The sequence below is a fragment of the Tenacibaculum sp. MAR_2010_89 genome, from assembly GCF_900105985.1.
Classification (GTDB): Bacteria; Bacteroidota; Bacteroidia; order Flavobacteriales; family Flavobacteriaceae; genus Polaribacter; species Polaribacter halocynthiae.
In genome coordinates this window covers 736,996-752,445 of sequence record NZ_FNUB01000005.1, presented here as the reverse complement: position 1 = coordinate 752,445, position 15,450 = coordinate 736,996, and the positions used below count along the sequence as shown (strand labels likewise).

14 protein-coding genes are annotated in these 15,450 nt (G+C 29.5%); 7 read left to right on the top strand and 7 right to left on the bottom strand.

What is annotated here, in order from left to right:
- Genes BLV71_RS07020 through BLV71_RS07005 form a run of 4 tightly spaced genes read right to left on the bottom strand, consistent with a single transcriptional unit; the run spans nt 1 to nt 4,492 of the window.
- A complete protein-coding gene (locus tag BLV71_RS07020; RefSeq protein ID WP_093869856.1) occupies nt 1-1,341 on the bottom strand; it encodes a hypothetical protein in 1,341 nt (446 codons plus the stop codon).
- Nucleotides 1,342-1,346: 5 nt separating this feature from the next.
- Nucleotides 1,347-3,059 carry a hypothetical protein gene (locus BLV71_RS07015; RefSeq protein ID WP_093869855.1) on the bottom strand — a complete coding sequence of 571 codons (1,713 nt, stop codon included), beginning with the start codon at nt 3,057-3,059 and terminating at the stop codon, nt 1,347-1,349.
- Nucleotides 3,060-3,067: 8 nt separating this feature from the next.
- Nucleotides 3,068-3,739, bottom strand: a complete 672-nt coding sequence (locus BLV71_RS07010; RefSeq protein ID WP_093869854.1) for a hypothetical protein — start codon at nt 3,737-3,739, stop codon at nt 3,068-3,070.
- A 45-nt stretch (nt 3,740-3,784) separates the two neighbouring features.
- Nucleotides 3,785-4,492, bottom strand: coding sequence for an NRDE family protein (locus BLV71_RS07005; protein WP_093869853.1), 708 nt, complete (start codon nt 4,490-4,492; stop codon nt 3,785-3,787).
- A gap of 109 nt (nt 4,493-4,601) precedes the next feature.
- On the opposite strand from BLV71_RS07005, the gene pruA reads away from it, so the two are divergent.
- From pruA to BLV71_RS06985, 4 genes are all read left to right on the top strand, one after another.
- Nucleotides 4,602-6,227, top strand: a complete 1,626-nt coding sequence (gene pruA / locus BLV71_RS07000; RefSeq protein WP_093869852.1) for an L-glutamate gamma-semialdehyde dehydrogenase — start codon at nt 4,602-4,604, stop codon at nt 6,225-6,227.
- Nucleotides 6,228-6,412: 185 nt separating this feature from the next.
- Nucleotides 6,413-7,645 carry a DEAD/DEAH box helicase gene (locus BLV71_RS06995; protein ID WP_093869851.1) on the top strand — a complete coding sequence of 411 codons (1,233 nt, stop codon included), beginning with the start codon at nt 6,413-6,415 and terminating at the stop codon, nt 7,643-7,645.
- Nucleotides 7,646-7,735: 90 nt separating this feature from the next.
- A complete protein-coding gene (locus tag BLV71_RS06990; RefSeq protein ID WP_093869850.1) occupies nt 7,736-9,370 on the top strand; it encodes a DUF1800 family protein in 1,635 nt (544 codons plus the stop codon).
- 34 nt (nt 9,371-9,404) lie between these two features.
- Nucleotides 9,405-11,045 carry a DUF1501 domain-containing protein gene (locus BLV71_RS06985; RefSeq protein ID WP_093869849.1) on the top strand — a complete coding sequence of 547 codons (1,641 nt, stop codon included), beginning with the start codon at nt 9,405-9,407 and terminating at the stop codon, nt 11,043-11,045.
- A gap of 5 nt (nt 11,046-11,050) precedes the next feature.
- Here the strand turns inward: BLV71_RS06985 and rsmG are convergent, their stop codons facing one another.
- On the bottom strand, nt 11,051-11,680 hold the full coding sequence (gene rsmG, locus BLV71_RS06980; protein WP_093869848.1) for a 16S rRNA (guanine(527)-N(7))-methyltransferase RsmG: 630 nt from the start codon (nt 11,678-11,680) through the stop codon (nt 11,051-11,053).
- A gap of 124 nt (nt 11,681-11,804) precedes the next feature.
- Between rsmG and BLV71_RS06975 the strand changes: the two genes are divergently transcribed.
- The 3 genes from BLV71_RS06975 to BLV71_RS06965 are packed head-to-tail and all read left to right on the top strand — an operon-like array spanning nt 11,805 to nt 14,768.
- On the top strand, nt 11,805-12,896 hold the full coding sequence (locus BLV71_RS06975; RefSeq protein WP_093869847.1) for a fatty acid desaturase family protein: 1,092 nt from the start codon (nt 11,805-11,807) through the stop codon (nt 12,894-12,896).
- A gap of 28 nt (nt 12,897-12,924) precedes the next feature.
- Entirely contained in the window at nt 12,925-14,112 is a 1,188-nt protein-coding gene (locus BLV71_RS06970) for a pyridoxal phosphate-dependent aminotransferase (protein ID WP_176974364.1), read from the top strand.
- Between the two features lie 8 nt (nt 14,113-14,120).
- The gene (locus BLV71_RS06965) at nt 14,121-14,768 is read left to right on the top strand and encodes a hypothetical protein (RefSeq protein ID WP_093869846.1); all 648 of its coding nucleotides are present in this window, start codon (nt 14,121-14,123) and stop codon (nt 14,766-14,768) included.
- 34 nt (nt 14,769-14,802) lie between these two features.
- Here the strand turns inward: BLV71_RS06965 and BLV71_RS06960 are convergent, their stop codons facing one another.
- Nucleotides 14,803-15,069: a heavy-metal-associated domain-containing protein gene (locus BLV71_RS06960; RefSeq protein WP_093869845.1), complete on the bottom strand. Its 267-nt coding sequence runs from the start codon at nt 15,067-15,069 to the stop codon at nt 14,803-14,805.
- Nucleotide 15,070: 1 nt separating this feature from the next.
- Complete coding sequence (locus BLV71_RS06955; protein ID WP_093869844.1) at nt 15,071-15,448, bottom strand: rhodanese-like domain-containing protein; 378 nt, start codon at nt 15,446-15,448, stop codon at nt 15,071-15,073.
- Between the last annotated feature and the right edge of the window lie 2 nt (nt 15,449-15,450).

Sequence of the window (15,450 nt, the reverse complement as noted above, 5' to 3'; positions counted from 1 at the left end):
TCACTTTAAAAACTGATACATAAAGTTTTGAGATTTATTCTTCAAACTAATCTCAATTGTTACATCATTTTGACTTGTAACATTGGCTTTAATGTTTTCTATTAATCGAAAGTATTTATTAGATATGTTGTAAATTCCTCTATTAACTTTATTATATTCTTCGACATTAAAGAATAAAGTAAACTTATCATTAGCGTTACTTTCCTTTTTCAAAGGCTCTTTTGAAGAATACAAGAGCACTCCTAATTTATCTTCATTTATAAATGTTGTGAATAAAGGGTTCATAGTAAACACTTTTTTTGAACCTATTGTTTTAACAGCTTTTTTTGACGTTAGATATTTATAAAAAGCATCTGTCTTATTTAAATACAAGCTTACATTCGGATTTCTTTTCTTCTGAACAGATTTCTTTTCTACCTTATTAAAATCATCATCATACTCATATGTAACTATTGTATCTATTTCTTCTTTAAACCCCTGTAAATTTAACTCAAAACCACCATTCCAAGATGTACTCAATGAGTCTAATGACATTGTAGATAATTTCTTAAAAGATTCCTTATTTGACTTTTCTATAAGATTAGAAATAAACCCCACTTTTAACTTACCAGTAACATGAGCCATTTTTCCAGCTTTAAATCGAGTTTGATGCGGTAAAAATATATTATTCACCTCTCCAATAACCCCAGATAAATTTAATACCTGCTTGTTAATTTTAATTTCAAAAAAATCATCTTGCTTAGTAGCTAGAGCTAGTAATCCTTTACTTTCTCTAATCTTCTGTATAATTAAATCTTCATCAGTTAAATACTCTTTAACATTCAATACAGCTGCTAATTTTATTTCTATATTTTCAACCCTCTTTAATTTAATAAGCACCTTCAAGTTATCATCCAACAATACATAAACAATATTTTTAGATTCGTAATATCTAAAATTTTGACCTGTTTTTTCCTTGAATCCTTCTTGTTCAAAAAACTCGATTAAAGTTTTTTTCTCTTTAACTTTTATAGAACTACTTACCCAAACTCCCTTTAAATTTTGATAGTTCGTATAAAAAAACAAATCAGTAGGAATTTCAACTTGATCTAACAATGCGATTTTTCTCACTTTAGTACTAGAAGATGATGTACTCTTTTTTGAGTTAAAATAAGAAAAAGGATGACTTATAATATCAGTAACTACATTATACTCTATTGCTCTTAAATTAACACGAACAACAGCCTCCGCTGTATTCGGTATTACCTTATTAACAACAACGGTTGGGTTATATCTAAAATACCCAACCGTTATTAGTATACACCCTATAATTAAAATGGTATAACTTATTTTTTTTATCATAAATTTTATTTAGCCATGCTATTAATAAACTTAAACAACAATTTTAACGTATTTTCTTCATTCCCTTTTGTGTTTAGTTTAACCTCAGCAGACACTTGGTTTCCTTTCATTTTCGAAACTCTAAAATGCATGTCTTCTATATTTTCATTTGAAAATAAAACCATTTTACTTTCTTTTTTCCCAATAAATTCTTTTGGTACTCTGTTTACAATTTCATTAATATCTGCATATAAAACACTTGAATTTCTTTTTATTAATTTAGAATGTTTACTTGAATTATACCCACCTCGTCCAAAACTAATATTCATTGCTCTAGTTTTTGAAGTTGTAATATATAAAACTTCATTTTTTACTACTGCAAATAAACCAAAAGGAAGTTTTTGACCTTTTAAATCGAATTCGTAAATATTGTTGACTTTATCAAGAACCTTATATTTTTGACCTAATCTTAATACTTTATTTAACAATTTCTCTTCTTTAGAGCCAATCATTAAAGTAAAATCTGGCACAACAGTTTCTTTTGTTTTTATTATTTCTTTTTTCTTGTAATCTTCATCATACTTGTAAGTAGTATATTCAACTTCTTTCTTAGCAAAATCATTCAATACAAAAAGAGCATCACCTGTAACTAATCGTCCTATTGCATCTTCATCAATTATTAATGACAATACATTCCCAGCGATATCTATTTCTTCTTTAAATTTAGGAAGAATCCCTCCATACATTTTATTCATTAATTCAGGATATTGAATCAATAATTCTTTCGTACTCATAGAAACACTCCAAAATGCTAATACATTATTATGATCGAAACCTTTTATTAAATCATTATCCATTCTTTTATTATAAATCTTTTTAAAAGATTTTTTCATATCAGAATTTACAGTCATATCTAATAAAACACTTGCATTGTTTTTATCAAAAAACAAATTGGCAGTAACCTCATCTATACCGTATATATTATTATTTTTTTGAGGCATAAAATAAGACATTGATCTGTACATTTTACTACCAAAAGAACTAATAAAATTAGACATCATAATTCCATAATTACGAACCCACAGTGATGCAGAAGCATTTTTCTTCTTTCCTCTTTGAAATTTTGAATTTAATGCAATAGAGTTAGAAGGACGGTTATTTAAAATTTCAAAAGCTTTCTTCTTCACCCACTCATTCACAATTCTTCTTTTAAAAGAATAACTTTTCTCTCCCTCTTTTTTTAACTTATTTAATCGCTCTTTATGGTCGTTAAAATAACTATATGATTTACTACCGTCAACCATTAAAAGAAACTCATCATTCCAAATGGTAAAATCACTATAACCTTCTATATAATTATAGCCATTTTCTCTTTTTATTTTTTTTACTTTCCTTTTACTTAAATTAGATTCATATTCTTTTCTATTATAAATTTCGGCTAGAAAAGAATGATACGTAACACTATCAGTCTGTTTAAAGAAATAATATGCATTTGATTTTATATTAACTCCCGCTTTACTAACTGAACTTACTTTATTTTCTCTTTTTCTATTAATATTTTTCAATATTTCTTTACCAATCATACTATTATCCATCTCCGAAACACTAATTAACTTGAAGATATTTTCAGCATTAGCAGTAATAACCACATCTGCTGTATTAGGTATTTTAGTTTCAAGTTTTTGAGCTTGAACAACAGTTATGCTTACTAAAAGCAGGGTAGCAATAATTTTTTTCATAATAAGTTTTAATTCTGTAATTGTATTTTATTTTTGATTGTTTGTTTATTCGTAATTATATCTTGAGCTTTAACTCGTAACATAATTGCTTTTTTACTTTTTGATATTCTTGCTTGAGTATTTGTTGATGACAGTATTGGATTATCAAAACGATATATTCCTGTATAAGTAGCAGTTTCAAAAACTTTACGATCTTTCATTTTTGTTTTTTGAAACTCTTTACCAATGTTAAAATGATGACTGCGCGTGAATGTTTTATTCTTTTTATTATAAGTAAAGTGTTTATTCTTCTTTATAGCTAAAGCTTCTCTTTTAGAACTAAACGTTAACAATACTTCATTAAGGGCTTCTACATTGTCAAAATCACATGAAATAGTAACTATAAACTCATCAAAATTCAATGTATTTTTCACATTATGAATCCCTTTTGTTTTCTCTATTTTATTAACCATCTCGGTTAATTTATTTTTAATTGTTTTTTTCGTAGGAACTTTATATCCATTAACACTATCTAACAACATAATAGAAGCAATTTTAGTTTTACTTTTACTTAGGTTAATTGTTAAAGTAGCACTTCCCGATCCATCTTTATTAAAAGTTATTTCTTCTACAAACTCGAAACAACTAGTACATAAAAAGAGAGACAGCAGAGAGAAAAATAATAATAGTTTTTTGCTCATAACATATTTTTTGCAAATATATTAAAAGTCTTTAGTACAACACTTCTATTTTAAAAGTTCTAAATTGTTTTTAGCATCTAAAAAGTCAAAATATTCCATAGTTATAGTAGTATTATTCTTCATAATTGAAGTTACACTTACAGTTTCCACATATTTTCTCTTCATTTTTAAAGAAGTTTCTTTATTCCCTTTTGATTCATCTTGATGAAAATTTAAAATATCTTCTTGCTCAAATTGTTTATTCTTTTCTAACCAATTTGCAAACCACTCTTCACGAAGCTGTTTCATTTCATTTGTATACAACATTGACGACGACCATATCTTAGGTTTTTTATCTAAGTCCTTAAAGTGTATTTTTTCTCCATCCCAAATCAATTCAAAAATAGAAAGTTTCTCTTCCCAATCAATCAAAACAACAGTAAATGGTTCAATCTCATTAAAATCAAACGCTCTAATTTCAAGAATTACATCATCCGATTTTAGTAACATTTTCACAATAACACCTCTGCTTTTCTTATAATTACCAGTTCTGTTATGTTTTACAAAAGCACCATTCAATAAACAAACTAATCGCTTTTTATTACTTAATCCAACCCAAGTACCTCCTGCTAATTTATCTTTAGGATACGTTAACTCTACTCCATTTTCAATATAGCTTTTTGGAGGAATCGTTTTCCTAATTGGACTTTCATCTCTATTTGATGTTAATATAAAATCATGATCTCCTAAAGGTAAATAAGTTACCGTACACATATAGTCTTCAATTTTGATTAATAAGACGCAAAAACAGCTTAGTTATTACTAAAAATAAATGTTAACTTTGCCCTTTAAAATTAATCTAATTTAACAAACAACATATAAAATGGCAAGAGGATTTTTTAATGTTCCAAAGGCAGTTAACGAACCTGTTAAAGGATACGCTCCAGGATCTCCAGAAAGAGAAGAGTTATTAGCAACGTATAAATCTATGTTCAATAGTACTATAGATGTACCAATGCATATTAACGGAGAGGAAGTTAGAACAGGAAATACTAGAAACATTACCCCTCCACACGATCATAAACACGTGGTTGGTCAATACCATACAGCAGATAAATCTCACGTAGATACTGCAATTAGTACTGCTTTAGCTGCAAGACAAGAATGGTCTAGCACAAGTTGGACAGAACGTGCAACTATCTTTTTAAAAGCTGCAGAATTATTAGCAGGTCCTTACCGTGCTAAAATGAATGCTGCAACTATGATTGCTCAGTCTAAAAATGTACACCAAGCTGAAATTGATGCAGCTTGTGAAATGATTGACTTTTTCCGTTTTAATGTTCAATACATGACTGACATTTTCAAAGATCAACCTGGTTCTGCTCCTGGAATATGGAATAGAGTAGAATACAGACCATTAGAAGGTTTTGTATATGCAATTTCACCTTTTAACTTTACATCTATTGCAGCTAATTTACCAGCATCTGCAGCTTTAATGGGGAACGTTGTTGTTTGGAAACCTTCTGATCATCAAGCTTACTCTGCACAAGTAATTGTAGATTTATTTAAAGAAGCTGGTTTACCTGATGGTGTAATTAATGTTGTATACGGTGATCCAGTAATGATTAGTGATACTGTTTTATCTTCTCCAGATTTCTCTGGATTACACTTTACAGGATCTACACACGTTTTCAAAGATTTATGGAAACAAATTGGAAACAACATTCACACGTATAAAACATACCCAAGAATTGTAGGAGAAACTGGTGGTAAAGATTTTATTTGGGCTCACAATTCATCTAACCCTTTACAAGTTGCAACTGCAATAACTAGAGGTGCTTTTGAATACCAAGGACAAAAATGTTCAGCAGCTTCACGTGCATACATCCCTGCTTCAATGTGGGAAGAAGTAAAAGGTCATTTAATAGCTCAAACTAGTGAATTAAAAATGGGATCTCCTGAAGACACTAATAACTTTGTTAATGCTGTTATTCATGAAGGTTCTTTTGATAAAATAGCTAGTTATATTGATGCTGCAAAAACTGACGCAGACGCTGAAGTTATTATTGGTGGAAACCATGATAAATCTGTAGGATACTTTATTGAACCTACAGTAATCGTTGCTAAATCTCCAACTTATGCAACAATGACAACTGAATTATTTGGCCCTGTTATGACTATTTTCGTTTACGAAGATGCAGAATGGGAAGCTTCATTAAAATTAGTTGATGAATCAACTGAATATGCATTAACTGGGGCAATTTTCTCTACTGACAGATACATTGTTGAAAAAGCATCAAAAGCTTTAGAAAATGCAGCAGGTAACTTCTATATTAACGACAAACCAACTGGTGCAGTTGTAGGACAACAGCCTTTTGGTGGAGGTAGAGCTTCCGGAACAAACGACAAAGCTGGTTCAGCTCAAAACTTGTTACGTTGGACATCTGTTCGTTTAATTAAAGAAACACTTGTAACTCCAACAGATTATAAATACCCTTTCTTAGGTTAAGATATAAACATCAATAATTTTAAAACCTCATCATTTCATGGTGAGGTTTTTCTTTACAACAAACTCTACACTTAATTAATATAATTTTACTAATTGTAAGTATAACAATAACACAACTAGATCATTTAAACGATTCATAAAATTAATCTTCAGTTTTAACCTACCTTTGCAAAAAAAAACAATTAATGCAATTTTCAGATTTCCCTATACATACAACCATACTAAAAGCTCTTACTGAAAGTAAATACCACACAGCTACTCCTGTTCAGCAAGAAGTTATTCCTTTAGTTATAGATAAAAAAGACGTTGTTGTAACGGCACAAACTGGAACTGGAAAAACTGCAGCGTTTGCTTTACCTATTATTCAAGGGCTGCTTGAAGAACAAGATGCAGAAAAAGGCGGTAAAAAAATTAAAGCATTAATTATTACTCCTACTCGTGAATTAACAATACAAATTCATGAAAGTTTTAACATATATTCAAAATATACAAATTTAAGAAGTACAGCTGTATATGGAGGAATGCCTACCGCTCCTCAAAAAGATGTATTAAATAAAGGTGTTGATATTTTAATAGCTACTCCTGGAAGATTAATTGACTTACATAAACAGAGTGCTATTGATTTACGTTTATTAAAAACTCTTGTCTTAGATGAAGCTGATTTAATGCTTGATATGGGCTTCATAGATGATGTTAAACGAATAGAAGAGTTATGCCCTCGCAAGAAACAAACATTACTATTTTCTGCAACCATGCCAGAAAAAATAACAGAGTTAGCAAACTCAATGTTATACAAATCAAAAAAAGTAATAATTGCTCCTTCAGGAAGTACTTCAAAAAACATAGGGCAATTATTATATTATGTTCCTAAAAAAAATAAAACCGATTTATGCTTACATTTATTACGTAATACAATTAACGGTAAGATTATCATTTTTAGACGTACCAAAATTGGTGTTGATAAATTAGAGCAAACACTTGTAAAAAACAACTATAAAGTAACCAGTTTACATGGTGACAAAACCCAAGCATTGCGAAATAAAGCTATTGAAGGTTTCAAAGAAAAAAAAGCTACAATTTTAATTGCAACAGATGTTGCTGCTCGTGGTATTGATATTAGCAAGGTAGATGCTGTTATTAATTTTGATTTACCTAACATTCCAGAAACCTATGTTCATAGAATAGGTAGAACTGGTAGAGCTGGTAAATCAGGTATTGCTTTTTCATTATGTAGTGCTGATGAAACTTCATACATAAAAGCAATTCAGGAAGTTTTAAAAAGGTCTATAACTGTTATAGAGGATCATCCTTTTCCTTTAGTAAAACCCAAACATATTAAACAACCAAATACAATTAGTAAAAATAAAAAAGGACGAAAATCTACAAACTCTAAAAAAAACAAAAAACGTTGGTATTAATATATCCAAGTATTTTTTAAATATTCTCAAATTTAGTATTTCCAAAAAAAATTAGTAAATTTATAAACTAAGTACATTATCCCCTTATTAATGGAAAGTTTAAATCAATTTACTCAAGTTTTGGGTTTACGTAGGGCTAAACACTTTTTACGAAGAACCTCTTTCAATTTTACCAGCGAAGTTTTAGATAATTTCTCTAAATTAACACCAGAAGAAGCATTTAATAAACTTACTTTACAACAAAATAATAAATGGATAGAACCCTATGATCCATTACCTACAAGTGCTCCTGATGGAAATTGGACATCATCTACTAAAAAACCTACCGATTTTTCTGGTCAATCTAGAAAACGGAGAATTGTAACCTCTTGGTGGTGGTATAATGCAATTACTCAAAATTCTTTAAAGCAAAAACTTACTTTCTTTTTACATACCTCCTTTACTGTTTCAAAAGATGGAGGAGCTGGTACTTCTACGCACTTTTTTGATCATTTACGTCTTTTAGAACATTATGCTTTTGGAAATATAAAAGCTTTATCAAAAAAAATAACATTTGATAATGCAATGTTAGATTATTTGGATAATACAAAAAACAATGCGAATAATCCTAACGAAAATTATGCCCGTGAGTTTCTTGAATTATTTACCATTTTAAAAGGTCCTCAAAAAGGAAGTGGAGATTATACAAATTATACTGAATTAGATATTCAACAAACCGCTAAAGTTTTTTCAGGTATAAAAACACAGGTAGATAGGAGTTTAATAGATACTGACACCAATTTACCCAAGGGGAGAATTGTTATAAACCAGCATGAAAAAAATGATAAAACTTTTAGTGATGCTTTTAACAAACAAATAATTAAAGGTCAAAATACTGAAGCAGGAATAGAACAGGAACTGGATGATTTTGTTGAAATGATATTCTCTAAAGAGGCAACAGCAATTTCTTTTTGCAGAAAACTATATCGCTTTTTTATAAAAAGCGAATGGAATGATGAAGTTGAAAATTCTATAATAAAACCATTAGCTACTGAATTAAAAGATGGTAATTATGAAATATTACCAATTGTTAAAAAACTACTCATATCTAAACACTTTTTTGATGTAAGTGATTCAAACCCGAGTGATGAAATTATTGGAAGCATTATTAAAAGTCCGCTTCAATTAATCAGTGAAACCATCTCTTTTCTTAAATTAGAAATTCCTGACCCTGTAAATAATAGCGGTGAATTTTATACTTTTTTCAACTTTATTCATAGTTCTTTTCTAGCTGCATCAGGAATGAATTTATGGTCACCCGATTCTGTTGCTGGTTACCCTGCACATTATCAAGAACCCGATTTTGATCGTCATTGGTTTTCTTCTAATACTGTATTAGCAAGATACAAAATGATTGAAAGCTTAATTACAGGGAGAAATAAAGTTGGAAATAATGGAAGAATTCAAGTAAGTATTCATCTTCCTTCCTTTGTTAAGGATACCATAAAAAATGCTTCAGATCCAATTGAATTAATTACTGAACTTTCTGGCTACTTATACCCTGAAGTTATTTCTGAGGAAAGAAAAAACTATTTTGCTGAAAATTTACTAGAAGGATTCCCTAATTACTATTGGACTAGTGCTTGGGTAGCCTATACCAATGGAGGTGATGATACTATTGTAAAATCGCGTTTAGATTCTTTAATAATAAGAATGGTAAATACTCCTGAATATCAATTAATGTAATATCTAAATATTCTTTTAAATACATCCCCTTACAATGAAAAGAAGAAATTTCATAAAATTAGCATCCTCAGTATCAGCCTTAGGTTTAATGCCTTTAGAATTGAGAGCTATGCTAAAAACTGTAGATATAGCAAGCTGTGGCGATCTTTCAAATAGAAAACTGGTTTTAATCAATTTAGCTGGAGGAAATGATGGCTTAAATACTGTAATTCCCTTAAATGTTTACGATGAATATGCGGCACTTCGTCCTACCCTTAAAATACCAACATCTGGGAGTAAAAGCTATATTACTTTAGATAATACGTTATCAGATACTCAAAAGATTGGCTTAAACCCAGCACTTACAGGTTTTAAATCTTTATACGATCAAGGCTCTTTAAGAATACTTCAATCTGTAGGTTACCCTTCTCAAAACAAAAGTCATTTTGCTTCAAAAGACTTGTATTCAACAGGAAATGATGGTAATAGTTGGGATAACGGAAACGACTCTGGGTGGATAGGTCGATTTGTTGAAAAATATTATTCAGGAGAGTTAAAAGAAAATTACCCGTTAGGTGTACAAATAGGCTCAACTAAAACCGAGTTGGGATTTCATGGTGAAGATGAACATGGCTTATCTATAAATATTTCTGGTCAAGATCCTTCTGGGTTTTATACTGAATTAAATGGCCTTGGTGGAGTAGCACCCACAAATATTCCAAATTCTGATTTTGGAAAAGAATTAGAATATATTATCAATGTAAATTCTTTATCAAACCAGTATTCTCAATCTATTTCATCAGCCTTCAATAAAGGTAAAAACATTGCTACTTATCCTGATACCGATTTATCAAATCAATTAAAAACTGTAGCTCGTTTAATTAGCGGAGGCTTACAATCTAAAGTTTATATGGTTCGTATAGGAGGATTTGACACTCATAACAATCAAAACCAAGCTTCTGGAGATATTGAAGGAAAACATTACAATTTATTAAAAACTGTTTCTGATGCAGTTGAAGTATTTATGAGTGATTTAACTTCACAAACTATAGCTGATGATGTGGTTGGTTTAACTTTTTCTGAATTTGGGAGAAAGGCTAAAGAAAATGGAAATTTAGGTACTGATCATGGAGAAATAGCACCTATGTTTGTTTTTGGGAAACCTGTAAACGGAGGAGTATCTGGTAATAATGTAGATTTAACTGAAGCTATATCTGGTAATAATTACCAACTAGAAACAGTTCAATTTGACTACAGACAAGTATTAGGCACCTTACTTCAAAATTTTTTAGGTGCCAGTAATTTGGTAATTGACAATGCTTTTTTTAACAACACAACCAGTCAAAGTTTTTCTGATTTAAAAATAAATGAATTATTAAAAAACTCACATTCAGTAGCAACAAATTGTTTAAGTGATACGCTTTCTAACAATGATGTAATTTTAAACAACAGCAATAACAAATGGTTAGTACATCCAAATCCATTTAATACTATTATAAACTTAAACTCATTAGAAGATTTTTCAACAGTAAATTATCAATTATACAATAATCAAGGCCAACTTGTTTTACAAAATGTAGTTAAAGGTTTTAATAATAATATTAAAATAGCAACTCCTAATTTAGCTTCAGGAATTTACTTTTTAAAAATTAAAAATAATGGTAAAACTGAAATACACAAGCTACTTAGGCTATAATCTGCCTATCCTTTAAATTTTATAGGAACATGCACAACCTTTTTGGTTTCAAAAAAATCTTCCTCATAATAATCAGGCAATTCATAAATAGTTGCACTAGGAAAATTAGTTAATTCTTCTGTTAAATCCCCACCTTTTAAATACAAAATTCCATTTTTAAGTTGGTGATTTTGCTTTTTTTGTACTTTCTTTTTTATCCAACGATGAAAAGTTTCCATTTGAGCTACGGCCCTACTTACTATAAAATCATAAGTTTCTTTTACCTCTTCAACCCTACCATGAGTAGTTTTTACATTTTCTAAGCCTAAGCCTTCAACAACTTCATCTACTACTTTTATTTTTTTTCCTATTGAATCTACCAAATGAAAATTAGTTTCTGGAAATAAAATAGCTAATGGAACACCTGGAAAACCTCCTCCTGTACCAACATCCATAACATTCGCTCCTGGTTGAAATTTCATTACTTTAGCTATTCCTAATGAATGTAATACATGACGTAAGTATAGCTCGTCAATATCTTTTCTAGAAACTACATTAATTTTCAAGTTCCAATCTTCATACAATTCCTGTAGTTTAGAGAATTGTTCTATTTGTGTTTCCGTTAAATTTGGAAAGTATTTAAGTATGATTTCCATAAAATTGCTAATAAGTTGCAAAAATAGTTAAATGTTAACAAACAATTCCTAACAAAAACTGACGTTTATCATAAAAAACAACAACAAAAAGCATATTTTTGCTCTTTCCTTTAACAAACAATAAATGAAGACAATAAACTTCTCAAGAATAGACAAGCAAAAGTTTTTTAGAACTTTGAATAAAAGAGTTAATACATACTTTAAAGAAAATAACATAAAACGTACTGGTAACTGGAAATTATATACCAAAGCTATCGTTATGTTTTCTTTATTTTTAATTCCTTTTGTTTTTATCTTAACTGTTGACATGTCGCAATGGATTAAATTAATTTTGACCATTGTAATGGGTATTGGTATGGCTGGTGTTGGTATGAATGTAATGCATGATGCAAATCATGAATCATTTTCAAGCAACAAATGGGTAAATAAACTAATGGGTAGTAGTATTTATATTTTAGCTGGAAATGTATATAACTGGAAAGTACAACACAACGTACTTCACCATACATACACAAATATTAAAGATCATGACGAAGATATTGATGCTGGTAGAATTATCCGTTTCTCTAAACATTCAAAATGGTTAAAAATTCATAAATTTCAAAAATACTATTCTTTCTTTTTATATGGTTTATTAACCATTAACTGGGCTATTACTACCGATTTTAAACAAATGCATAACTATTTAAAAAGAAAATTATCGTATGGTAAATTTCCTAGTCCTGCAACAGAATGGACTAAATTAGTTATTTCTAAAGTAGCGTATTACTCTCTTTGGATTGTATTACCTATTGCAGTTTTAAATATCGTTTGGTGGAAAGTATTAATCGGTTTTTTTGTTATGCATTATACTGCTGGAATTATTTTAAGTGTAGTTTTCCAATTAGCACATGTAGTGCCCAAAACAGAAATGCCTTTGCCTGATGAAAATGGAAATATGAAAAACACTTGGGCAATACACCAATTGTATACTACAGCAAATTTTGCTCCTAAAAATTGGCTTATTAACTTTTATACTGGCGGTTTAAACCACCAAGTAGAACACCATATTTTTCCAAATATTTCTCATGTTCATTATAATAAGTTAGCAAAAATTGTAAAAGAAACTGCCTTAGAGTTTAATTTACCTTATAATGAGTATAGAACAACAAGAAGAGCAATTATTGAGCACTTCAATCATTTGGCTGAATTAGGTAAAAAGCCTCAACTAGCATAATTAAAAAACAACAACGCAATATATAACAATGTCAAACGCATTATCAGACAGAATTAACAGTTTACCTGTTTCCCAAACATTAGCTATGGCAGCTAAAGCAAGAGAATTAAAATCTCAAGGGAAAGACATTATTAGTCTAAGTTTAGGAGAGCCAGATTTTAACACTCCTGATTTCATTAAAGAAGCGGCAATTGAGGCCATTAACCAAGATTATAACTCATATACCCCTGTTGATGGATATGTAGAGCTAAAAGAAGCTATTTGCGCTAAATTTGAGCGTGATAACAATTTAACCTATAGCCCAAATCAAATTGTAGTTTCTACTGGAGCTAAACAGTCAATTGCTAATATAGCTCAGGTTTTATTAAACCCTGGAGATGAAGTTTTATTACCTGCTCCATATTGGGTTAGCTATTCTGCAATTGCTACTTTGTGCGAAGCTAAATTTATTGAAATACCTTCATCTATTGATACTGATTTCAAAATTACACCTGAGCAATTAGAAGCTGCTATTACTCCTAAAACAAAAATGATTTTCTTTAATTCACCAAATAACCCAAGTGGTTCTATTTATAGTGAACAGGAATATAGAGCTTTGGCTGAAGTTTTAGAAAAGCATCCTCAAATTTATATTTTATCTGATGAAATTTATGAGCATATTAACTATGGTAGTGAACTTTTTAGTTTTGCTGCTATTGAAAGTATGTATGATCGAACCATTACTGTAAATGGATTAGCAAAAGCTTTTGCTATGACTGGTTGGAGAATTGGATATATTGGTGCTCCACAATGGATTGCTAAAGCTTGTACAAAAATGCAAGGACAAATCACTTCAGGAACTAATTGTATTGCTCAACGTGCTGCTATTACTGCTGTATTAGCTGAACCTAGTAAAGTGCAATATATGGTTGATGAATTTAAAAACCGTAGAGATATAATGTTGGCTTTATTAGGAAAAGTTAACGGATTTAAATTAAATATACCTGAAGGTGCTTTTTATGTATTTCCTGATATTTCTGCTTTTTTCGGAAAAACTATTAAAGGAAAATTAATTAACAATGCTAGTGATTTTTCTATGTTATTATTAGAAGAAGCTAATGTTGCTACCGTAACTGGTGAAGCTTTTGGTGCTCCTGATTGTATTCGTATGTCATATGCTGCATCTGAGTTACAATTACGTGAAGCTGTTAAAAGAATAAAAGAAGTTCTTAGTTAATTTACTTAATGAAGTATCGTTTAAGTTTAAGAAACATAGAGAACCTATCTAAAGACAATGTACAAGAAAGGATTAATAAAGGGTATAGGTTTATAATATACCCTTATTGTATATCTCTAGTTATATCAAATATTAATGCAGTTTCTCCAGCTTTTTTTTTGAGTCCAAAAGATGACAGAAAAAAGCAAGGTTTTATTTATAATGTTATTTCATTAATTTTTGGATGGTGGTCGATTCCTTATGGCCCATCTGACACTATTAATAGTGTGAAAACTAATTTAAAAGGTGGAATTGACATTACTGATGATGTGATGATTAATCTAACTAATGATTCTTTAAACTCAAAAAAATTAAAGATAGAACAATTATTCACTATTTTTTCATCTGTTCAAAAATCTACAAAAAAAGATTTCTTAAAAGCTATAGATAAAACAAATGGTATAAATAATCAAGATATTTATATTGGTAAGTACATAAATACTGAAGCTACATATTATTTCCTAGCTTTCGAATCTATATCTGATGAAGTTGTAGAAAAATTAAAAAAGAATCTTAGAAAAATATTCTATGATCATGTTTTGATTGAAATAATGGAAATTGATAAAGAAGATGAAATTCATTTAAAATTAATGAATCAAGGTGAGAAATTAAAATAAAGAGAGAAAACATATGTTTTCTCTCTTTATTTTATTATTTACTCATTTTGCCTGTAGCACAGCTTACAAAAGATTTCGCTTTATGCAGCACTGTATTTTTATCTCCTACCTCTGGATAACCTAGCTTAGATAACTTTTCCTTTACTTTTTGTAAATTTTCTAAAGGAGTATTAACAGCTATTAATGATTTTTCTACATCTACAGTAACTGTATCTACTCCATCAATTTCTAATAATCCTTTTTTTATAGTTGCAGCACAACCACCACACTTTAAGTTTTCTATATATATATCTTGTATCATTTTAATTAGTTTTTTGTTGCCATTGCATATACCCACCTTCTATATTATAAACCTCAAATCCCTTTTTCAATAACGTTTCAGCTGCAATCATACTTCTTCCTCCTGATCTGCAATATAAATATACAGGTTTAGTTTTATCTAGTAGATTTAAAGCTTCCTTTTCAAAACTTGAAGATGTGACATCTATCTTAATTGCATTTTCAATAATCCCTTTTTGCCATTCAGCAGGCGTTCTCACATCAACTAACTGTATTCTTGAATCACTTTTTAAAACAGTTTCTAATGTACTGGTAGTAATATTTTTAATTTCTTTAGATTGTCCTTTACACCCAGTTAAAAACAATACGGTAATTATAAGTATACTATTTATAAATTTCATTT

Bases quoted from the DNA above. Each gene is read 5' to 3' on its own strand.
- BLV71_RS07020 (WP_093869856.1), bottom strand. From the start codon at position 1,341: ATGATAAAAAAAATAAGTTATACCATTTTAATTATAGGGTGTATACTA.
- BLV71_RS07015 (WP_093869855.1), bottom strand. From the start codon at position 3,059: ATGAAAAAAATTATTGCTACCCTGCTTTTAGTAAGCATAACTGTTGTT.
- BLV71_RS07010 (WP_093869854.1), bottom strand. From the start codon at position 3,739: ATGAGCAAAAAACTATTATTATTTTTCTCTCTGCTGTCTCTCTTTTTA.
- BLV71_RS07005 (WP_093869853.1), bottom strand. From the start codon at position 4,492: ATGTGTACGGTAACTTATTTACCTTTAGGAGATCATGATTTTATATTA.
- pruA (WP_093869852.1), top strand. From the start codon at position 4,602: ATGGCAAGAGGATTTTTTAATGTTCCAAAGGCAGTTAACGAACCTGTT.
- BLV71_RS06995 (WP_093869851.1), top strand. From the start codon at position 6,413: ATGCAATTTTCAGATTTCCCTATACATACAACCATACTAAAAGCTCTT.
- BLV71_RS06990 (WP_093869850.1), top strand. From the start codon at position 7,736: ATGGAAAGTTTAAATCAATTTACTCAAGTTTTGGGTTTACGTAGGGCT.
- BLV71_RS06985 (WP_093869849.1), top strand. From the start codon at position 9,405: ATGAAAAGAAGAAATTTCATAAAATTAGCATCCTCAGTATCAGCCTTA.
- rsmG (WP_093869848.1), bottom strand. From the start codon at position 11,680: ATGGAAATCATACTTAAATACTTTCCAAATTTAACGGAAACACAAATA.
- BLV71_RS06975 (WP_093869847.1), top strand. From the start codon at position 11,805: ATGAAGACAATAAACTTCTCAAGAATAGACAAGCAAAAGTTTTTTAGA.
- BLV71_RS06970 (WP_176974364.1), top strand. From the start codon at position 12,925: ATGTCAAACGCATTATCAGACAGAATTAACAGTTTACCTGTTTCCCAA.
- BLV71_RS06965 (WP_093869846.1), top strand. From the start codon at position 14,121: ATGAAGTATCGTTTAAGTTTAAGAAACATAGAGAACCTATCTAAAGAC.
- BLV71_RS06960 (WP_093869845.1), bottom strand. From the start codon at position 15,069: ATGATACAAGATATATATATAGAAAACTTAAAGTGTGGTGGTTGTGCT.
- BLV71_RS06955 (WP_093869844.1), bottom strand. From the start codon at position 15,448: ATGAAATTTATAAATAGTATACTTATAATTACCGTATTGTTTTTAACT.